Origin of the sequence: Sphingopyxis sp., from assembly GCF_036675685.1 — a bacterium.
Taxonomy (GTDB): Bacteria; Pseudomonadota; Alphaproteobacteria; order Sphingomonadales; family Sphingomonadaceae; genus Sphingopyxis.
In genome coordinates, this window is record NZ_JAKFEM010000002.1 from 121,156 (window position 1) to 141,508 (window position 20,353).

At 66.7% G+C, this 20,353-nt stretch carries 18 protein-coding genes; 6 read left to right on the forward strand and 12 right to left on the reverse strand.

What is annotated here, in order from left to right:
• Positions 1-3: 3 nt before the first annotated feature.
• The 6 genes from chrA to V6M50_RS00730 form a co-directional block, all read right to left on the reverse strand.
• A complete protein-coding gene (chrA, locus tag V6M50_RS00705) occupies positions 4-1,191 on the reverse strand; it encodes a chromate efflux transporter (RefSeq protein WP_332816604.1) in 1,188 nt (395 codons plus the stop codon).
• Between the two features lie 173 nt (positions 1,192-1,364).
• Positions 1,365-2,705 (reverse strand): hypothetical protein, encoded by a 1,341-nt coding sequence (locus V6M50_RS00710; RefSeq protein WP_332816605.1) that lies wholly within the window; start codon positions 2,703-2,705, stop codon positions 1,365-1,367.
• A gap of 12 nt (positions 2,706-2,717) precedes the next feature.
• Positions 2,718-4,895 carry a polysaccharide biosynthesis tyrosine autokinase gene (locus tag V6M50_RS00715; RefSeq protein ID WP_332816606.1) on the reverse strand — a complete coding sequence of 726 codons (2,178 nt, stop codon included), beginning with the start codon at positions 4,893-4,895 and terminating at the stop codon, positions 2,718-2,720.
• 1 nt (position 4,896) lies between these two features.
• On the reverse strand, positions 4,897-5,754 hold the full coding sequence (locus tag V6M50_RS00720) for a UTP--glucose-1-phosphate uridylyltransferase (protein ID WP_332816607.1): 858 nt from the start codon (positions 5,752-5,754) through the stop codon (positions 4,897-4,899).
• Positions 5,755-5,912: 158 nt separating this feature from the next.
• Positions 5,913-6,851, reverse strand: a complete 939-nt coding sequence (locus tag V6M50_RS00725) for a hypothetical protein (protein ID WP_332816608.1) — start codon at positions 6,849-6,851, stop codon at positions 5,913-5,915.
• Positions 6,852-6,919: 68 nt separating this feature from the next.
• On the reverse strand, positions 6,920-8,191 hold the full coding sequence (locus V6M50_RS00730; RefSeq protein WP_332816609.1) for an aldehyde dehydrogenase family protein: 1,272 nt from the start codon (positions 8,189-8,191) through the stop codon (positions 6,920-6,922).
• Positions 8,192-8,503: 312 nt separating this feature from the next.
• Here V6M50_RS00730 and V6M50_RS00735 point away from each other — a divergent pair, with 312 nt between their 5' ends.
• The 3 genes from V6M50_RS00735 to V6M50_RS00745 are packed head-to-tail and all read left to right on the forward strand — an operon-like array spanning position 8,504 to position 12,094.
• The gene (locus tag V6M50_RS00735; protein WP_332816610.1) at positions 8,504-9,856 is read left to right on the forward strand and encodes a UDP-glucose dehydrogenase family protein; all 1,353 of its coding nucleotides are present in this window, start codon (positions 8,504-8,506) and stop codon (positions 9,854-9,856) included.
• On the forward strand, positions 9,853-10,863 hold the full coding sequence (locus V6M50_RS00740) for an NAD-dependent epimerase/dehydratase family protein (protein WP_332816611.1): 1,011 nt from the start codon (positions 9,853-9,855) through the stop codon (positions 10,861-10,863). The genes V6M50_RS00735 and V6M50_RS00740 overlap by 4 nt, the downstream gene beginning before the upstream one ends.
• Positions 10,864-10,918: 55 nt before the next feature.
• Positions 10,919-12,094: a glycosyltransferase family 4 protein gene (locus tag V6M50_RS00745; protein WP_332816612.1), complete on the forward strand. Its 1,176-nt coding sequence runs from the start codon at positions 10,919-10,921 to the stop codon at positions 12,092-12,094.
• Here the strand turns inward: V6M50_RS00745 and V6M50_RS00750 are convergent.
• Positions 12,091-12,366: a hypothetical protein gene (locus V6M50_RS00750; RefSeq protein ID WP_332816613.1), complete on the reverse strand. Its 276-nt coding sequence runs from the start codon at positions 12,364-12,366 to the stop codon at positions 12,091-12,093. The two genes, V6M50_RS00745 and V6M50_RS00750, sit on opposite strands and share 4 nt — an antisense overlap.
• A 43-nt stretch (positions 12,367-12,409) precedes the next feature.
• Positions 12,410-13,570: an acyltransferase family protein gene (locus tag V6M50_RS00755; protein WP_332816614.1), complete on the reverse strand. Its 1,161-nt coding sequence runs from the start codon at positions 13,568-13,570 to the stop codon at positions 12,410-12,412.
• Positions 13,571-13,765: 195 nt separating this feature from the next.
• On the opposite strand from V6M50_RS00755, the gene V6M50_RS00760 reads away from it, so the two are divergent.
• The 3 genes from V6M50_RS00760 to V6M50_RS00770 are packed head-to-tail and all read left to right on the forward strand — an operon-like array spanning position 13,766 to position 16,235.
• Positions 13,766-14,947, forward strand: coding sequence for a glycosyltransferase (locus V6M50_RS00760; protein WP_332816615.1), 1,182 nt, complete (start codon positions 13,766-13,768; stop codon positions 14,945-14,947).
• Entirely contained in the window at positions 14,944-15,507 is a 564-nt protein-coding gene (locus tag V6M50_RS00765; protein ID WP_332816616.1) for a polysaccharide biosynthesis/export family protein, read from the forward strand. The genes V6M50_RS00760 and V6M50_RS00765 overlap by 4 nt, the downstream gene beginning before the upstream one ends.
• A gap of 5 nt (positions 15,508-15,512) precedes the next feature.
• Positions 15,513-16,235: a serine acetyltransferase gene (locus V6M50_RS00770; protein WP_332816617.1), complete on the forward strand. Its 723-nt coding sequence runs from the start codon at positions 15,513-15,515 to the stop codon at positions 16,233-16,235.
• A gap of 10 nt (positions 16,236-16,245) precedes the next feature.
• Here the strand turns inward: V6M50_RS00770 and V6M50_RS00775 are convergent, their stop codons facing one another.
• The 4 genes from V6M50_RS00775 to V6M50_RS00790 are packed head-to-tail and all read right to left on the reverse strand — an operon-like array spanning position 16,246 to position 20,289.
• On the reverse strand, positions 16,246-17,544 hold the full coding sequence (locus V6M50_RS00775; protein ID WP_332816618.1) for an outer membrane beta-barrel protein: 1,299 nt from the start codon (positions 17,542-17,544) through the stop codon (positions 16,246-16,248).
• Positions 17,541-18,458, reverse strand: coding sequence for an endonuclease/exonuclease/phosphatase family protein (locus V6M50_RS00780; protein ID WP_332816619.1), 918 nt, complete (start codon positions 18,456-18,458; stop codon positions 17,541-17,543). Before V6M50_RS00780 ends, V6M50_RS00775 begins: the two co-directional genes overlap by 4 nt.
• Positions 18,455-19,420 carry a glycosyltransferase family 2 protein gene (locus tag V6M50_RS00785; RefSeq protein ID WP_332816620.1) on the reverse strand — a complete coding sequence of 322 codons (966 nt, stop codon included), beginning with the start codon at positions 19,418-19,420 and terminating at the stop codon, positions 18,455-18,457. The genes V6M50_RS00780 and V6M50_RS00785 overlap by 4 nt, the downstream gene beginning before the upstream one ends.
• The gene (locus V6M50_RS00790) at positions 19,420-20,289 is read right to left on the reverse strand and encodes a glycosyltransferase (protein WP_332816621.1); all 870 of its coding nucleotides are present in this window, start codon (positions 20,287-20,289) and stop codon (positions 19,420-19,422) included. Before V6M50_RS00790 ends, V6M50_RS00785 begins: the two co-directional genes overlap by 1 nt.
• Positions 20,290-20,353: the final 64 nt, after the last annotated feature.

The following is a 20,353-nucleotide window of genomic DNA, read 5'->3' on the forward strand; positions in this document are numbered from 1 at the left end:
GCCTCACAGGCTGAACAGCCACCCCCCGACACCGCCTGCGACGATAATCGCTGGAGCGACCAGCTTTCCCTTGAGCCGCCAGACGGCGACCAGCGCCGCGCCGAAAATCAGGAGAGCGACCGGAAGGTCGGGCGCACGCATGGCGGTCGACCAACCGAGCTGGGCCAGTGTCGCCGCGATTACCCCGACGACCGCCGCGGCGACCCCGCCGAGCAGGCGATGCAGCGCCGGATTGTCGGCGATCGATTCGAGCCGTTCGAAGAAGATCATCGAGAAGGCGAAGGCGGGCAGGAACATGCCGGCGGTAATGGCAAGCGCGCCGGGAAATCCTCCTGCGACATAGCCCGCAAAGGTGGCAAAGATGACGAGCGGTGCGGGCAAGATTCCGGCGATCGCCACGCCGTCGAGGAAGGACGCATCCGACAGCCACCCGCGCCCGACCGTATCCGCCCGCACATAGGGAATGGCGGTATAAGCGCCGCCGAAGGTCAGGAGGCCGCCCTTCAACCCCGCAAGGAACAAGGCGAAGACCCCGGCCCGCGAGGCCGCGGCACCGATATGCTCGACCCTCGCGGCAGGGAAATGAGCAAAGGCCAGGGCCAGCACCGCCGCGATAGCGAAGATGAGAAGCGCGAGGCCCGGGCGCGCCGCGAAGCTGTAAATCAGTCCGGCCGCCGCCAGCGGGATCCAGAAGGGCACCCCGGCGAGCGTCGCACCAAAGGCCGCGGCAGCAAGAGCCCAGAGCAGCTTGTCCTCCAATATGTGCGACCCGATCCGCTGGACGGCGCGCAGGATGATCGCCAGGATGACGATCTGGACGCCGAAAAATACCGGGATCATGGCGGGATTGCCGATAATCCAGTCGGCGTACAGCCATCCGGCCACGAGCATCAGGAAGAAGCCGGGGAGCATGAACCCCAAACCCGCGAGCAAGCCGCCGATCCGGCCGCGCGCCATCATGCCGAGATGTACGCAAAGCTCATGCGCTTCGGGACCGGGCAGGATTTGCATCACCGCGAGCAGGCGATTGAACCGCACCGAGGTTATCCATTCCTCTTCCTCGACCAGCGCCTGGCGCACCATCGCGATCTGCGCGACCGGTCCGCCGAAAGCCAGGCATCCGAAACGAAGGAATTTGAGGAAGAGTCGGGTCAGGCCGATCGGCGGCGGAGAAAATCGGGAAGTCGTCATGGCAAGCGCGCTCCTGCCGCTGGTCGCGGCTTATGGAGCGGAACTTGGGCGGTCTCCGCCTGACCGGGCGTCCGCATTGCCCGCCTGATCCTTTTATCAGGCTTTACCGGCAAGAAAAGATGGAGTTTGCGGGCGGGGCCGTGGTCGCAATCCACCGGCCGGACATTCCCGGCTCAGCTATGGATCAGACGCAGCGGATCCGGCCGGGGCCGCGTCGCTGCGCGGGCAGCATAGATCGTGTAGCCGCAGAGCAGCCCGTAAAACGCGAGCCCTTCCACCTGCCAGAACGGCATCGTCGCCATGTTGAGCAAGAAGAAGGCGAAATGCGCCGCGAGCAGCTTGAAGCGCTCGCCCTGTGCCGAAGCTGCCGCGGCGAACATCACCGTCCATAGTGCGACCATCGCCGCGATGCCGAACCAGCCAAGCTCGTAGAGCGTCGCCACCAGCGTGTTGTGCGGATAGACCTTGAACACGCCCTCCCAGCTCTCCGGCCCCAGGCCGAACAGATGCTGGAGCGGCGTGCCGTTGGCCCAGGCATAGATGTAGCTGCTCCAGATCAGCGGGCGGCCGGACATCACCTGGCGCTCAAGAAGATCGAAGTCCCGCGGCGGTTTGATCAGCCCGGCGGGGTCCGCGAGGAAGGCGGCAAGATCCGTGAAACTCTCGCGGTAGAGCAAGGCGGCGACCGCAACGAGCAGCACGCCCGCTACCATCGCGGTCACCGCCATCGGCCCGCGCTGGTCGCGCCGTACGCTCATCGTCAGCCCGCTCAGAAAGACCGCCAGCGCGAGCGGCGCAAGCGCGAGGATCGTCGTGCGATAGCCCGCGAGCAGGATGCCGAGGAAGGTCGCGGCGAGAAAGGCCACTCGCACTGCGCGCGGTGCCGATCGGGCGAAGCAGCCGACCAGAAAACCCGTCAGCAGCGCGACCGAGAAAGCCGCCTCGTGGTTATAGCCACCGATCCAGACCAGCCCGTCGCCATCCTCCGATCCCTTGGGCAGATTCAGCGCCAGCGACAACGCCTGGAAGACGAGCAGTGGCAGGAAGGAAACCATTGCCCAGCTCAGGAACCGCGCCTCGGGATCAGAGCGCAGCGCCTGGAACACCGCGATCATGATCACGATCATATAGGCATATTTGACCGCGGCGTTGACGCCCCCGGCCGCGTCGCCGTTGAGGCTTGCGCTGAGCAGTGCCAATATGATCAGCGCGTAGACGGGCAGCAGCCATTTGAGCGCCAGATTGGCCGGCCGCACCACGAAGAGCAGCCCAAACCCCGTCACCCCGATCGAGAGCAAGGCGTTGCCCGAAAGTCCGCCGGCTAGCGGCTGGAACATATAGAGATGATAGGCGCCGGCGGTGGTGCGCAGCCACAGCGCCACCACCACGAACGCGCCCGCAATGCTACCCGCCCGCCGCGCCGCGATGACGAGCGGGACGAGTAGCAGCATCGTCACCGGCAGCAATATGCCGGGGCCGAAGGCCGGGCCGTAGGGCAGCGCCTGTGCGGTCACGGCGCCGCCCGATCAGTCCGCATAATAGGGGCGGTAGGCCTTCAGAAAGGTGCCGCCATCCTCATAGCCGGCGCGCTCCTGCTCGCGCACGTCGACCAGCGTCAGCACCGCGCCCAATATCTCGGCGTGCACGTCGTACAGCCGCCGCAGCGCCACCGACGCCGCCTTGGACGGCGTCTTGCGCCAGCGCACCAGGAACACCACCCCGTCCGCCATGCTGGCGATCACGCGCGCCTCGTCGACGGGCAGCACCGGCGGCGTGTCGAGGATCACGAGATCGTAGCGCTCGCGCACCTGCTCGATCAGCTCGGCCAGCCGCGGACTCTCGGTCAGGCCGACGCCCTTTGAATCGAGCCGCTGCGGCAGCATCCATGCATCCGACAGGCTATCTTTGACGATCGCCTGCTCCAGCGCCGCCTCGCCGGCCAGCACTTCGTCCAACCCCAGCTTCACACTGTCGGCGAACTGCCGGCTGGAGGCACGCCGGCGCGCATCGGCGTCGATCAGCAATACCTTGCTGCCCGCCGCCGCCATCGCCCGGGCCAGCCCCATCGCGGTGGTGGTCTTGCCCTCGCCCGGCACCGCAGAGGTAATCGCGATGACGCGGATCGGCTTGGCCGCTTCGGCGAACTGGATCGACGTGCGCAAGGTGCGGAAGGCCTCCGCATAGGTCGATTGCGGCCGCTTGAGCAGCAGCTCCGCCGGCGGCGCCGGCAGGCCCGACTTGCGATAACCGGGCAGCGTGTTCGCATCAGGGATAGAGGCGAGCGTCGACAGCCCCAGCGCGTCCTCGATCGCGTCGCTCGTCTCGAGCCCGCGTTCGAGCAGTTGCAGCAGCACCACGAGCAGCACGCCCACGCCCAGCCCGCCGACCACGGCCATCGCCGCATAGATCAGCATGTTGGGTGAGCTCGGCGCCCCCGGCACCCGCGCGCGGCTGACGATATAGGCATCGCTGCGCTCCAGCCCCGACTGCGCGACCGTCTGGCGATAGCGGTCGAGGAACGCTTGGTAGAGCGTCCGTGCCGATTCGGCGTTGCGCTCCAGCTCGCCCAGCCGCACCGACGCTTCATTGTCGCTGGCGAGCTTGCCCTGCGACTGCGCCACCGACCCCGCGAGCGAGGCGGCGCGCTGGTTGGCGATGCTCGCCTGGATCGAGGCGTTGGCGACGATGCGCTGCACCTCGCCGGCGATCTGCTGGTCGGCGGTGCGGAGCTGGTTCTGCGCTTGGACAAGCGCGGGATGGAGCGGGCCATAGCGCTTCTCCAGTGCCGCCACTTCGCGCGCCGCCTGAGCACGCTGGGCGCGCAGCTGGCTGACCACCGGCGAATCGAGCGAATCGCCCAGCTCTTCGCCGCTCCGCCCGCGGCCGACCTGCGCGCGCGCCGCCGAAAGCCGCGCCTGCGCCGCGGCATTCTCGGCCTTGGCCTGCGCCAGCTGGGTCGAAAGTCCGGACAGTTCCTGCTGCGTCACCGTGCTCGCCTCCGAGACGGCGAAAAGACTGTGCGCGGAGCGATAGTCGGCGACTGCGCGCTCGGCGCCCACCACCTGCGCGCGCAGGTCCTGGAGTCGTTCTTCAAGGAACCCGCGCGCGCGATGCGTCGCCTCGGTCTTGGCGCCCGTCTGGCCCGAGACATAGTTGTCGACCAGCGCGTTGGCGATTTGTGCCGCCTGAACCGGGGTGCTGCCCTCGAACGAGACGCTGATCGCATAGGAGAGCCCGTCGCGTTTTACCGTCAGGCCGCCCAGCATCGTGCCGATCGCGCGCTGACGCCCGATCAGATCGGGCTGTTTCGCCGGCGCACCCTGCCCTGCCGCTTCGTTGAACGCGGGGTCGCGATCCAGCCGCAGCCGGTCGACCACCCGCCCGATCAGCTCGGGCGAGCGCAAGGCTTGCACCTCGGTATCGACAGCCGCCGAATCGGGATCGGTGGTCGGCACCACCGAATCGACATTGATCACGCGCTCGGCCGTGCGTTCGAGCGCGACCTGTGCGGTGGCAAGGTAGCGCGGCTTGGCGACGAGATAGGCCGCCGCGGCAATCACGATCGCCGCGAGCATCGCTGCAGACAGCACCATCCATCGCCGGCGCAGCACCGCGCCGACATGGCGCAGGTCGATCAGCGCGCCGCGATCGACCTGCGGGTCCGCTTCCCGTCGGGGCGGCGCGCGCCGTACCATTGCGTCCATATCACGCGGCGGCCAGAAAGGCGCGTACTGCCGGCGCGATGTCGGGCCGCGCGAGCGCCAACGCGAGCGTCGCGGTTACGAAGCCGGCCTTGTCGCCGCAATCGTAACGCTTGCCTTCGAAGGTGACGCCGTGGAACGGCTGCTGGCCGATCATCCGCGCCAGCGCGTCGGTGAGCTGAATCTCGCCGCCCGCGCCTTCTTCCTGGCTGCCGAGCACGCCCATCACTTCAGGCTGGAGGATATAGCGGCCGATGACGGCGAGCCTGGACGGCGCGATTTCGGGAGCCGGCTTCTCGACCAGCCCCTGCACTTCGGTGATCGCCCCGGCACGCGTGCCCGGGGTGACGATGCCGTATTTGCTCGTGTCCTCGGGCGCCACTTCCTCGGTGCAGATCAGGTTGCCGCCGAGTTCGGCATAGGCGTCGACCATCTGCTTGAGGCAGCCGGGCTCGCCGACCATCAAGTCGTCGGGCAGCAGCACCGCGAAGGGTTCGTCGCCGATCAGGCGGCGCGCGCACCAGACGGCATGGCCGAGCCCCAAGGGCTCCTGCTGCCGTACGATCGCGATGTCGCCCGGCGAGGGACGGGTGCCGTCGAGCGCGGCGAGCGACTTGCCGCGCCGCGCCATCGCCTCCTCCAGCTCGAAGGCGTGATCAAAATGATCTTCGATCAGGCTCTTGCCGCGGCTGGTCACGAAAATGAACTGCTCGATGCCCGCCTCGCGGGCCTCGTCGACGGCGTACTGGATAAGCGGCCGGTCGACGATCGGCAGCATCTCCTTCGGCATGGACTTGGTCGCCGGAAGAAACCGGGTTCCAAGGCCGCCAATGGGGAACACGGCCTTGCGTATTTTTCGCATCTTTCCACCCTTTTCTGGTCACTGGGTTCCCCCCCAAAAAACCAGCATTCGGATCTGCAGACACGATCGCCACGTGCTGACAGGGGCGATCTGCGCCTTTACGCTGCATTGCAGCAAGAGCCCGGCGTCGAAGCGTGTCCAAAGTGCGTCCGGAGCGTTCAGAGCTTGGGCGGGGTGCCCGCGAAGGACACGCCGCCCGGCACCGATCCCCCGCCACGCGAGCGGACCAAAGGCGTGCCTGGCGGCACCTGAATATCGTGCGAGCCTATAGTGATCTTAGCCGGCCCGTCATGGACGTCGAAAATCGGCCAGCCCCGATCGCTCTTTACCGTAAGATGCTCGATAGTGATGACCAGCGGCTCGACCAGTCCTTGCGCGGCCATGATCGAGAAATGGCTGGTGTCCCCGGTCCCGCCGATCTTGACGGGATAGAGACTGGTGAGCCGCGTCGCGCGGATGCTCGACCAGAGCCGGAAGTTACGCGCGTTCCGGCCGCTGACACAGTTATCGAGCACCGTCTCGGTCGACTTCAGGTCGAACCCGCCGTCGCTATTGTCCCAGGCAGCGCATTGGCGGAACAGGAACCGCGCATTGCCACGCTCGGTCGAGAAGCCGTCGCCGTTCCAATATTGCCTGTCGCCGCGCTTCCATTGAAACCCGCGCATAAAGCATCGCTCGACCCGAAAGTCGTGCGCCGTATCGGCGAAGGCGATACCCACGGGCAGGTCTTTCGAGCCGGTGGTCAGCATACCGCTCGCACTGACATCCTCGATTACCCCGTCATGGCTGTCATACCGAATGCGGGCGAAGCTGCGTTCGAGATCGCTCGCTTTGGCCCCGTGCACACGGAGCCCCACGCAATCGGCCCCCACCAGATGGGGTGCCGCGGTATTCTCGATAACCCGATAGCCGCCCGCCACGCTGACATCGGCGATCTGCACATCGCGGACCGGCTCGCGGATCACGAACAAGCCGTTGCCGACATTGCTGGCGCGCACGGCGCGATAGACGCCGCCCGACTGCGCGAAATAGACCGGTTCGTCCTGCGCAGCGATCTGAACCGCGCCCCTGGCGCGGCGGGAGGACATGTCGGCCATGCCATCGCGCTAATTCAAGGCCCCGGGGCCAAGCCAGCCCGCTGCGGCGTTGCGTGGCGCGACCGGGATCAGTGCAGCGCGGGCGCCGCCCCGCCCAGATCGTCGCGTCCTTCGTGCGCGGACCGGCGCGCGAATCGGAGCAAAGGCTGGCGATAGACGCGTCGTGCCCGGCTGAATCGGCGGAAGCCCGCCTCGCCATGGTCGATGTTGAGCGTCATGCCCGTACCTATCGCCACCGCGGACAAGGTTCGCCCGTCCATCGCGATCGCCGAAGACAGCGTGCGCGCGAGCACGTGCCGGCGCTCGGCAGCATCGCGGCCGAAATAATAGATGGCGAGCGGCGGTGGGCGCCGGTGGATCGCGGCGATCGCATCCTCGATCCGCGCATAATTGCGCAGTGGCAGGATCGGCCCCTCGATATCCTCCTGCATCACCAGCATGTCCTCGCTGGCGTGGCGGACGATGTGCAGCGGCATAGCCGCACCGCGCGGCTCCGCCGTCATGACCTCGCCTCCGCGCGCGCGCGCGTCGTCCAATAGCCGCGCAACCCGTTCCTGTTCCGCATCCGTCAGCACAGCCTCGTTCGACCCCGGCTGCATCGCCGCGCGCCACAGCCAGGCCGCGATCGCCTCTTCCTGCTCATCGGGCACGAGGAGGTAGTCGGGCGCGAGCGGCACGCGCCCGCCCTTGAAGCGCTTGCACGCGATCACGTTGTCAGCTGCCTTGGCGAAATCGGCCGAGCGCCCGAGGATGACCGGCGACTTGCCCGAGCGTGCGATCGTTATCGCATCACCGTCCTGCGGTTCGCTTGTCACCAGCAGGTCGAACGCGAGCTCCGCAAAGACGCCGCCCGGCGCAATCGCAAGCTCGAGCGGATCGAAGAAGCGAGGCGCCAGCCCGCTGATCAGCCGGCCCAGTTGCGGCGAGGCCTCATCGAATTTCAGCGTCACCCGATTGCCCGCCGCGAGCACGCTCGCGAGAATGCTCGCCGTCTGGAGCAGCGGCAGCGACGCCGGCGCCGATATGCCGATCACCCCGAGCGGCAGATACTCCACATAGTCGTTGCCTCCACCCAACCGGGCTAACAGCCCGTGCGCTTTTTCGGGGCACATCCAGCGGCCAACGCTATCCATCGACGCACGCAGCGCCGCCAGCGCCGGCGTCACTTCGGTGCGTCGTGCCGACTCGGCATCCTGATTCGCCTGATCGGCAGCAAGCGCGGCACACAGCGCGTCGGCGTTTTCCTCGATCATCAGCATCGCCCGCCGCAACCGATCGCGGCGCATGGCCAACGGCACCGGCAAGTCGGCGAAAAATGCCGCGCGTTGCGCTTCCAGCATCCTACCCATCCCACAGCTTATCGTGTCCAGCTTCTACTCCGTCGCCGACACGTGGCAAGATCAAGTCGAAGCGTTTCGTCGCATTGCAGCTAAATCACTCTGCTGTCGTTTAGGCAAAGCCCCAAATTATCTGCTTCTAATATATCGCATTTTCTTACCTTGTCCCGTTCTGGGGCGGGATTTTGTGAACGATCATTTCGCCTTCCAATTGCCTCAGCTCAAAGCTGGCAAGTTGACCGTTAACCGTCGCGACGCGATTGTTCGCAAGTGCAGCAAAAAGCCGCCTTCATATAAATCAGGGAGCAACGCATCATGCGTATCGTGATGATCGGGTCCGGCTATGTCGGGCTGGTTTCAGGCGCGTGTTTTGCCGATTTCGGCCATCACGTCACCTGCGTCGACAAGGACGCGAACAAGATCGCCCGGCTTCAAGCCGGCGGCATACCCATCTATGAGCCCGGCCTCGACGATCTGGTCGCGCGCAATTTCGCGGCGGGCAACTTAGCCTTCGCCACCGAGCTTTCCGAAGCCGTGGGCGCAGCCGACGTTGTGTTCATCGCGGTCGGCACCCCCAGCCGCCGCGGCGACGGCCATGCCGACCTCTCCTTCGTCCATGATGCGGCGCGTGAGATCGCGGGGGCGCTGAGCGGCTTCACCGTAATCGTCACCAAGTCGACCGTGCCCGTCGGCACCGGCGACGAGGTCGAGCGGATCATCCGCGAGTGCAACCCCGCCGCCGAGTTCGCGGTAGCATCCAACCCCGAATTCCTGCGCGAGGGCGCCGCGATCGAAGACTTCAAGCGCCCCGACCGCGTGGTGATCGGTATCGAGGACGAGCGCGCCCGCGCGCCGATGGAGGAAGTCTATCGCCCGCTCTCACTCAATCGCGCGCCGATCGTCTTCACCCGCCGGCGCACCAGCGAGCTGATCAAATATGCGGCAAACGCCTTCCTCGCGATGAAGATCACCTACATCAACGAAATCGCGGACCTGTGCGAACAAGTCGGCGCCGATGTTCAGGAGGTCGCGCGCGGCATCGGGCTCGACAACCGGATCGGCGCGAAATTCCTGAATGCCGGTCCCGGCTATGGCGGTTCCTGCTTCCCCAAGGATACGCTCGCGCTGATGAAGACGGCGCAGGATCATGACGCGCCGCTGCGCTTGATCGAGGCGACGATCGCGGTGAACGAACAGCGCAAGCGCGCCATGGGCCGCAAGGTCCTCGCCGCGATGGGCGGGCATGTGCGCGGCCGCACCGTCGCGGTGCTCGGCCTCACCTTCAAACCCAACACCGACGACATGCGCGACGCGCCCTCGATCGCGATCATCCAGACGTTGCAGGATGCGGGTGCCAAAGTGCGCGCCTATGACCCCGAGGGCATGGCGGCGGCCGAAACGGTGCTCAAGGACGTCGAATACGCCGCCTCCGCCTATGCCGCGGTCGAAGGCGCGGCGGCCACGGTGATCGTCACCGAATGGGACGCGTTCCGCGCGCTCGATCTTCCGCGCCTCAAGGCAGCGATGGCCGAGCCGGTGCTCATCGACCTGCGCAACATCTATCCGCCCACCCAGGTGGAAGAAGCCGGCCTGCGTTATGTCGGCGTCGGTCGCCCGGGCAAACCGGACGAGGATGGCGAAACCGCGAACGAAAGGCAGGCAGCGTGACGGTCCGTAGCCCCATATTGGTGACGGGCGCCGCCGGCTTCATCGGCCACGCGGTGTCCGAACGGCTCCTCGCGCGCGGCGAGCGCGTGATCGGGCTCGACAATTTCACCGACTATTACGATGTCGCGCTCAAGAAAGCCCGCACGGCGCGGCTGGTCGACAATTTCAATTTCCGGCTGATCGACGGCGACATCGCCAGCCCTGGGCTGGTCAGCGAGTTGGTGGAAGCGAACGGCGTGCGCCGGATCGTCCATCTCGCGGCGCAGGCGGGCGTGCGCTACAGCCTCGAAAACCCCTTCGCCTATGAGCACAGCAACCTCAAAGGGCATCTCGCGGTGCTCGAGGCGGCGCGCCACGCGGGCAATATCGAGCATCTCGTCTATGCCTCGTCGAGCTCGGTCTATGGCGACCGCCCGCTCGGCGGTACCGGCTTTCGCGAAGACGAGCCCTGCGCCGCGCCGGTCTCGCTTTATGCGGCGACCAAGCGTAGCTGCGAATTGATGAGCCAGAGCTATTCCACGCTCTACGCCCTGCCGCTCAGCGGGCTGCGTTTCTTCACCGTCTATGGCCCCTGGGGCCGGCCCGACATGGCCTATTTCGGCTTCGCACAAAAGATCCTGCTCGGCCAGCCGATCGAGGTGTTCGGCGAAGGCCGGATGGCGCGTGATTTCACCTATATCGACGACATCGTCGACGGGGTGGTCGGCGTGCTCGACAAGCCGGCGGCGGGCGGCGAGCATCGGCTGCTTAACATCGGCGACTGCAATCCGGTCGGGTTGATGGATATGATCGCGCTGCTCGAGCGCGCGCTCGGCCGGTCGGCGATCAAGCTGATGCGGCCGATGCAGCCGGGCGACGTGACCGCGACCTTCGCCGACATTTCGGCGATCAATGCGCTCACCGGATATAGTCCCAAGGTGTCGCTTGCCGAGGGCATCGAGCGATTTGTCGACTGGTATCTCAGTGAAATCGAACGTGGAAGAGGGCCGATGGCAGCGGTGGCCTGAGCCGGGAAATCCGGCCGGGCGCTTGTGGAGTTTTAGAATGCTGCAACGGACGAGTATGCGGACCAGCGATCCCAAGGGGTCGCCCATTATCTGCGTGACCGGCTTGCGGGGTTTCCCGCATGTGATGGGCGGGATCGAGAGCCATTGCGAGGAGCTGCTGCCGCGGATCAAGGCGCTGTGGCCCGATCACCGCTCGGTCGTGCTCGGCCGCGCGCCTTACCTGCCCGAGCCGGCGGGCGAGCATCGCGGCGTCGAGATCATCGGCATGCCCTGCCCGCGTTCGAAAAATCTCGAAGCGGTGGTGTCCACCTTCCTCGCGGTTCTCGATGCCCGAAAGCGCGGCGCCGGGTTGATCCACATCCATGCGATCGGCCCGGGCCTGCTCGCCCCGCTTGCCCGCCTGCTCGGCCTGAAAGTGATCGTGACGCATCACGGCACCGACTATCACCGCGCCAAATGGGGTTTGCTCGCGCGCAACACACTGCGCGCCGGCGAGTGGCTGGCGCTCAACTTCGCCGATCGGGTCATCGCCGTCTCCCCCTCGCTGGCCGCGCAATTGCGGCAGAGCTTTCCCCGGCGCGCCCACACGATCGCCTATATCCCCAATGGCACGTCCGATCTGCCCGGCGATGTCGATCCCGCGCTGATACTCGAACGGCTGGGGATCGAGGACAGCGATTTTCTCCTCGCCGTCGGCCGGCTCGTCCCCGAGAAGGGCCTGCACGACCTGATCGACGCCCATGAGCGGTCGAACTGCACCGCCAAACTGGTGATCGCCGGTTCGGCCGATCACGAGAGCGACTATGCCCGCGAACTGCTCGCGCGCGCCGGCGACCGCGTGATCTTTGCCGGCGTCCAGTCGCGCGCGACGCTGAAGTGTCTCTACGAACATTGCGCGCTGTTCGTGATGCCCTCCTACCACGAAGGCCTGCCGATCGCGGCGCTGGAGGCGGCAAGCTGCGGCGCGCGGATGCTGCTGAGCGACATCCCCGCCAATCTCGACATCGGGCTCGATCCGCCGAATTATTTCCCGGTCGGCGATGTCGCGGCGCTCACCGAGCGGCTCGACGCCGATAGCGCCGACTTTCAGGTCGATCGCGACACTATCCGCGCGCGCTTCAGCTGGGACAGGGCGGCGGCGGATACGCTCGAAGTCTACCGGGCCGCACTCGCGCCGCGGCGCGCTCCCCCGCGCCCGTCCAACACGCCCGGCACCGTCATGGAAGGCTAGGTGCGGAGCCGGGCGAGGACCTCCGCCCGGTCGGCCGCGTCGATAGTCCCGCTTATCTGGATGCCGGCATCGGTCCGCTTCGCGCGGGCAATCAAGGGCCGCCACGCATTTTCCCGCCACTGCCAGCTGCGGATGCGCCAGCGCCCCGATCCCTCGGAATCGATCGCCAGCGTCGGCCGGCCGGTCTTTTCAGTCCCGGCATCGTCTTTCGCGGTGCACGCGCTGCCGGCGGCAGCGCCGGCAATCGAAGCCAGAAGCGTTCGTCGATCCATCGCAATAACCTCCATATAATCCGTCGGCAAAGCCGCCCGAACATCACGGCGCGGCGAGCGTCTCGGGCACCGTCTGAAGCGCGCGCGTCGTGTCGCGGCCGATCACGCGCTTGATCACCGCCTTGCCCAGCCTCTGCCCGGGCAACTCGACCAGCTTGTACGTCATAAAAGCAAGCGCGTAGGTCGCCGGCACCACGATCGCCCCGGTCAGCGCGAACCGCCCCGCCGCGCCGAGCCCGGTTCCGAACTGCCCGATCACGGCCGCCGCGACGGGCTGCAGGATCAAGAGGTGGATCAGATAGGTGCCATAGGAAAGCTCGCCCAACCAGTAGAAGGGCCGGCTGCCGAGCAGTCGCGAAACCCAGCCGATCGGCCCAAGCGAGCGCCAATGAACGAGCCCGAAAAAGCCGAGCACAAGCAGCTCGCGCACCGCGAAATGCAGCAGGTCCTGATCGCCGCCGACCGGGATCGCAGCGAGCAGCATCGCCGCGCCGAGGCGCGACCCCAGCTGCGCGCGGCTCGCGCCAGGCTCGACGGCGATCAGCATGCCCGCCAAAAAGAGCTGGAGCTTGAGCGCCAGAAAGGAAGGCATCGGAAAGTCGAGCCCCGCCGCCCCGGCGAGCAGGGCGACAACGACACCGCCGCCCGCCGCGACCAGCGCCGACGGCACCCAGCCGATCCGGCGGCCGAGCAGGATGAGGAAGGGAAAGAGCAGATAGAATTGCATCTCCAGCCCGAGGCTCCAATCGGGCAACGGGGTGCGGAACGCATAGTCGGGGAGCAGGCCGAACAGGAAAGTCAGATGCAGAGCAATGTTGGTGAGGCTGCCATCGGTATAGCGTTCGCGCGGCTGGAGCGACTGGCCGAGGAACGTATCGATCGCGACCCGGTCGGCATAGATCAGCGGCCCCGCGATCAGCGCCGCGGCCAGTGTCACATAGAAAAGCGGCGCGAGCCGAAAGAAGCGGCGTGTCCAGAAGGCCGCCCAGGTGCCGGGAGCATTCCAGTCCTCGCTGCCCGCGCGCAGCCGGTACTGGAACATCATCAGAAAGCCCGAGAGCAGGATGAACAGGTCCACACCCAGGTCCGGCTTGCTCACCAGGGGCAAGCGGAAACCGGTGAGGATCATCATGTGGCCGATGAGCACCCAGAGCGCCGCGACGCCGCGCAGGCCGTCCAGACACTCGACTCGCCGAATGTCCATTACACACCTCCGCAATCGTTCGTCGATGCTCGCCCTGATAGACGCATCCCGGCGCGAAACCACCGCGCAAGCCTAGCTAATCGGCCAGCTGCCCCGTCGGGACGATGAAGCGGGCGTCTCTGTGTGCACCGCAACAAATGCCCGTGGTAAGGGTTCTTCCGAGGCGAATTCCGCCCGAAATCCTAGCGAGGACCAATGCTGCACAGAAAGCGGATATTATTCGCGATCAACTCGCTCGCGGGCGGCGGCGCCGAGCGCGTTTTGGCCACCCTGCTCGGCGGATCCGAGCCCTGGCGCGCGCGCTACGACATCCATCTCGCGCTGCTCGACGACGAGCCGCGCGCCTATGATTTGCCCGATTGGGTCGAGGTGCATCAGCTCGATGCCCGGCACAAATTGCTGCCGAGCCTGACCCAGTTCCGCGCGCTCACCCGGCGGCTCGCGCCCGATGCGACGCTCAGCTTCCTCACCCGCGCCAATGTCGCCAACGCCTGGGCGATGGCGGGGCGCGGCCGGCCGTGGCTGATCAGCGAACGCGTCAACACCAGCGCGCATCTGGGCAGCGCGTTCATAGCCAAAGCGATGGTCCGCATGGTCTATCCGCGCGCCGCGCATGTCATCGCGGTGTCCGACGGCGTGGTCGACGATCTCGCCGCCAATTTCGGCGTCGCGCGCGCGCGCATGTCGGCGATCGCCAATCCGGTCGACCATCAACGCATCGCCGACCTCGCCGCCGAACAGCCCGCCTTCACCCCCGCCGGCCCCTATATCGTCGCGGCTGGACGGCTCATGCCGAACAAGAATTTTCCGCTCCTCCTGCGCGCCTATGCACAGGCCGCGCCGCAGGAACGCCTCGTCATTCTGGGCGAAGGGCCCGAACGTGGCGCGCTCACGGCGCTTGCCGCGTCGCTTGGCATTGCCGACCGGGTCGAGATGCCCGGATTCGTCGCCAATCCCTTCGCCGTGCTCGCGCGCGCGCAGGCCTATGCGATGCCCTCCAATGCCGAGGGTTTCCCGAACGGGCTGGTCGAGGCGATGGCCTGCGGCGTGCCCGTCATCGCGACAAATTGCGCCTCGGGTCCGTCCGAAATTCTGGCCGACCAGCCGCGCCACGCCGTCACCGGCGGGATCGATGTCGAGGCGGGTGCGTTGGTCCCAACCGATAACGTGGAAGCTTTTGCCGCGGCACTCGGCCGGGTGCTTGCCGAGCCGCGCCGCAGCGCCTGCGGGGAGCGGGCGCGCGAACGCTCGCAGGCCTATGGCGTCGAGCAGGCGGCCAGAAATTACTGGGCAAGGATCGAGGCAGCGCTCGCCGCGCCCTCTTCCGCACCAGAAATCAAAGACATATCAGCATATCGTCCTGGAGTAAGTTCATGAAATGGCACATGCAGATAGCGCTGGCGGGGGCGCTGATGGCCCTTGGCGGATGCGCCGGGCAGACCCCGCTCGCGGGCAGCGGCGCCGCGCCGCCACCCGCCGAGGCTTTCCGCCTCTCGCCCGGCGACAAGATCAAGGTCGCAACCTATGGCGAAGAGACGCTCACGGGCGATTTCGAAGTGTCGCCCACCGGCACGATCGCCTTCCCGCTGATCGGCGAGGTCAAGGCGGCGGGGCTGCAGACCGACGAACTGTCCAAGGCGATCGAGGCCAAGCTGGGCGACGGCTACCTCCTCAATCCGAAGGTCTCGGTCCAGGTCGCGAGTTTTCGCCCCGTCTATGTCCTCGGCGAAGTGAACAAGCCCGGCGAATATCCCTATACGCAGGGTCTCACCATCCGGGGCGCTGTCGCGAAGGCTGATGGTTTCACCTATCGCGCCAACGAGAAGCGCGTCTTCCTGAAGCGCGCGGGCGAGGCCGGCGAGCAGGAATATCCGATGACCGCCGACTTCGCGGTGCTCCCGGGCGACACGATCCGTTTCGGCGAGCGTTATTTCTGATGGAGATGGCAACCGCATCGCTGGTGCCCGATCCGGCGTTCGAGGAACCCGTGGCCGACGCGAGCGGAAAACCGCATTTGCGCGGCTGCCCGGTGAGCTTCACCAAGCTCAAGGCGCTGCTCGCCGCAGATCTTTACCGCTATGCGGGCCGCGTCAGCCTCGGCGCCTTCGCCAAACATTACGCCTTCACCCCGGGCTATAAATATACGGTGCTGATGCGCACCACCGGCTGGCTCAAGCTCAAGCCCGCCAAAGCGTTCGGCCTCTATCCCTTCGCCAAGTGGCTGCTGCTGCGCGCGCGCTATAAATATGGCTTCGCGATTCCCGAATATATGGAGATCGGGCCGGGCCTGTTCCTCAACCGTTTCGGCGGCTTCTATTTTCACGGCGACACGGTGCTCGGCAGCAACGTCAACATCACCCACGGCGTCGTGCTCGGCTATATGAACCGCGGTAGCCGGCGCGGCGCGCCGGTGATCGGCGACCGCACTTTCCTGGGGTCGGGCGCCAAGGTGATCGGCGGAATTCGCGTCGGCACCGAGGCCGCGGTCGGCGCCAATGCGGTCGTGACCAAGGATGTGCCGGAGCGCGGCGTGGTCGGCGGCATCCCCGCGAAGCTGCTCTCCGATCAGGGATCGGACGGCTATATCAATCGCCTTGCCCCGCCCGAGCTTCTCGCCGCCTGCGAAGGCGCATTATATGGCTGGCGCGAGGGCAAGCCCGCCTGATCGGGACGTCTCACAAGCCCGAAAAAGTCACCCCCACCGAGACGCGATTGTCCGAAAATCCCCGCCCCGCCGTCGCGCCCCAGCTCGACTGCGTGCGCCGCTGCAGGTCGAGCCGCAGCGCCATCCGCTTGCTCACGAGGTACGATGCGCTGCCGCGCCAGGTCCAGCGGTCGTCGCGCCGGTCGATATTGTTGAAATCGCGCTTCTCCAGCTCGCCGCCCGCGCTGATGATCAGGTTGCGCAGCAGCTCGTAATCGGCGCGCAGCGTCATATTGGTGGCGAGATAGCCGGTCGCGCCGTTGACGCCGGTCTCGCGAATGCCGCGATCGACCGTGCCGGTGATCGTCACCAGCGGGGTCAGGAAATAGGCCAGCTCGCCGCGCACCAGAAAACCCGAGACGTCCTCGAACTCGGTGGGCCGATAATCCTGATGAAGATAGCCAAGCCGCAGCGAGCCGCGCGCCTTGCGGCCCAACTCGAAACTCGCGCCGGCGGCGAGATCGAAGCCGGTCGAATCGCGCGCCGCGACCGGGCCGATGCGTTCGCGATAATCGCGTTTGTTGTATGAGCCCGCGACAAACAGCGCGATGCTCGGGCTCAGCGCATATTCGCCGATCGCGGTACCGGTGTAGGTCGTATGATCGCGGAAATCCTGATCGATCTCGTCCCCGCCCGGGGTCACGCTGTCGCTATAATTGCGGTTCTCGACATCGACCACGCCGCGCAGGCGCAGCCGGTTGAAGACATGCGTGTAGGTCGCCGTTCCGCCGCTCAGCGTGAAACGGACCGGTCGATCCGCCTGCGTGGGGCTATCGGGCGAGACGCGCTCCTGGCTATAGCGCCCGTTGCGCAGCGTGAGGTTCAGCGTGTCCGACTTGCTGATCGTGTAGAGAGCGCCGGCGTTTACCGAATATTGGGTGGCGTTCTCGCTCGCACGGTCGGCATGGCGCAGCAGGTCGAGTTCGCCGTCGAGCGACAATTTCAGGTTCGGTGAGGGCCGCACCAGCGAGATACGCGGGCGGATGCGCAGATAGGCGTCGCCGATCCGGTCGTTCGGCTGGGCGTAAAGATTGTCGTCATAACCCGCGCCGATCGCGATCCGCGGCATCAGCTCGAGCGTGCCGACATGGATCGGCTCGGGCGTGTAATCCGGCCGGCGGCGTTCGAGCACGCCGACATTGCGGTCGCGCCCGAAGCTATTCTCGCTCGAAACCGATCCAAGCCCGTCGGTCGCATCCGATTGCTGCGCGAGCGCGGGCACCGCAAGGCCGCAGCTGCCGAGCAGCGCAAAGGTGAGCGCGCGTCTCATCGGCGCGCCAGCGTCACGAGGATCGGCACATGGTCAGATCCGGTTGCGGGCAACCGCCGCGCCGACACCAGCCCCCAATCGGGTCCGGCATAAAGCTGGTCGATCGGCAGGACGGGAAAGGCGCGCGGCCAGCTCGGCAGCGCGCGCGTCATGCGGGTGAGCGGGTCGAAGGCGCGGTCCTGCTCACGCATCGCCGCGGCCCAGGGAGTGAGGTTCATGTCGCCTGCAACGATCAGCGGGTCGCGATCGATCCGTGCCAGCGCCCGCGCCACATCGCGTCTGCGCACCGCCTGATCGCGCGAAGTCGGGCGGGGATAGTGGAGCGTCACCGTGGTGAAAGGTGGTTCGCCGGGTCCCGCGATCCGCGCCCAGAGCATGGCGGGGCCGAATTTGCGGCCGCCAGGGTCCTCCAGGAAATAGTCGCTGTCCACGATCGGCCAGCGCGAAAAGATCGCGAGATCGCAGCCCGGTGAGCATTGGGTCGCATAGGGGAAATACTGGCTCAACGCGGCGAGCATCGGGCGGAAGCTGCCGTCCACCTCCTGCAGCGTCACCACATCGGGTTTGGCGTCGATGATCGCCTGCGCGGTATCGGCGGGATCGCGGTTGCTCCGCCACACATTGTGGGTGAGCAGGCGGATCTGCGGCGTGCCTGCGCGCGCGGCCGGAATCTCGCGCGTCAATTCGGGCACCACACCGATCGCCACCGGCGCCAGACCGAGCAGCGCGGCGACCATCGTCCAGGCCGGCCGTCGCCACGCGAGCAACAGTCCCAGCAAGGTCGCCGCCCCGAACAGCGGCAGGAACGACGCCAGCGCATCGAGCGCCGGCACGAACCCGCCGGCGAGCGATAGCCAGGCAGCGAGGGAACCCCCGCCAGTGAGCAGGGTGCCGAGGGTGCGGGCCAGCTTCACGCGCGGGCGAGCAACCGGTTGCGCAGGGCATAGCTCGATTGCCGGAGCGATGCGGGGATCAGCTTTGCGGCGAGCAACAGCGCCGCGGTGCCCGCCCCCTCGGGCAGATAGAGGTCGCCCACACGGATCGCCGTCCGCCCGGGATATTTCATCGCATAGCGCGCATAATGCGCGATTTCCTGGTTCACGAGCCGCCGCAGCAACCCCGCCTCGCGCCCCGTGGCGCCGGCGAGCATCCCGCGCGCGGTGTCGACCAGGCACGGCAGATCGAGCGTCGTGGTCGACTTGCTGACCTTGTTGTCGCTGTCGCGGTGAAAGACCGCGGTGACGCGCGGATCGTAGCGGAGCGCCCCCTTGGCGAGCACGCGCAGCCACAGATCCTTGTCGCCGCCGCGCACCGCGCGCCCTTCGGGGAACAGCCCCGCCTCGAACAGCGTGTCGCGGCGGATCGCGATCGCGCCGGTCCACATCGGGCATTCGCGCACCGCCAGCCACGCGACAAGGAAATCGGCGAGATCGAGACTGCACGCCTGCTTAAGCTGCGGCGCGATCCGCTGGGGCTGCGAGCGATCCTCGAAGATATGATCGAACCGCGTCGCCGCCGCGCGGGCGTCGGGGTCCGCCTTGATGCCTTCGGCCAGCACCGCGAGGTGATCGGGTTGCCAGAGATCGTCCGCATCGAGAAAGGCTACCCAGTCGCCGCTCGCCGCATGGATGCCAAGGTTGCGTCCGGCATAGCCGCCCGGCCCCGGCGTCGGCAGGTCGAGCAGCTTGATCCGCTCGTCGCTGATCGCGGCGACGATTTCGCGCCCGCCATCGGTCGATCCATTGTCGATCACCAATATCTCGTGCGCGGGCAATGTCTGGACAAGCACGCTCTCGAGCGCCGCGCGGACATGCGCGGCCTTGTTGTAGAGCGGCATCACTACGGAGAAACGCGGGGAGGAATGGGAAATAGTCATCAGTCGCGTACTGCCTTTCGTCCCCCAGCGAGATGAAGATATTCGCCCACCGCCACCCCGGCGAGCTGCAACGTCAGCAACATCACCGCCAGCCGCCGCTGCAACGGCAGGTCGCGCGAAATTGCCGCCCGGCGCAGCCGCCGGACCGTGTCGACCGCGGTGATGCAGAGCACATGGACAAGGCGCGGGCGCCGCGTGGTGCGGTCCCACCGCCCCCCGCTCAGCCGCTGGCGCTTGCGCACCAGCTCGGCGCGGCTCGCGCGCACTGGGTGGCGCACTACCATCGTTGGCACATAAACGAGCGGATAGCCGGCGTCGCGGATGCGGAGCGCCATCTGCCGGTCGCCGCCCGACTTCAGACCCGCGTCGAACCCGCCGAGCGCCCTCAGCAACGCGGTCTCGCTCGCCCAATTGGCCGTCGCACAATTGCCGCGCGCGGCGTGCGCCTGCGGAAAGCTGAACAGCCGCTCATAGTCGCCGAAAACCTCACGCTCCTGCGCGATTTCGTCGAACAGCTCGATCTTGCCGGCGAGCACGCCGAACCCCGGGTGCGCCGCTGCCGCGCACAGCACCTGCTCGAGCCAGTTAGGCGCGGGCTCGCAATCGGCGTCGGTAAAGGCCGTGATTGGCGCCCGGACCCGCTCGATCCCCCGGTTGCGCGCGACATAGGAGCCGGGCCGAGGTTCCTCGAGCAGCTCGACACCCCGATAGCTCCGCGCGATCTCGCGCGTTGCGTCGCTCGATCCGTTGTCGACGACGATGATCTGATATGCGTCCTGCGGGAGCGTCTGACGCGCGAGCGCGTCGAGGCACCGGCCGAGCACGGCTTCGCCGTTCCACACGGGTATGACGACTGCAACTTGAAACATGAATAGGCCTGTCCAGTGCCCCCGCCGCGCTCCAATCGGACGCCCGCACCGCCCGGGTCAACAA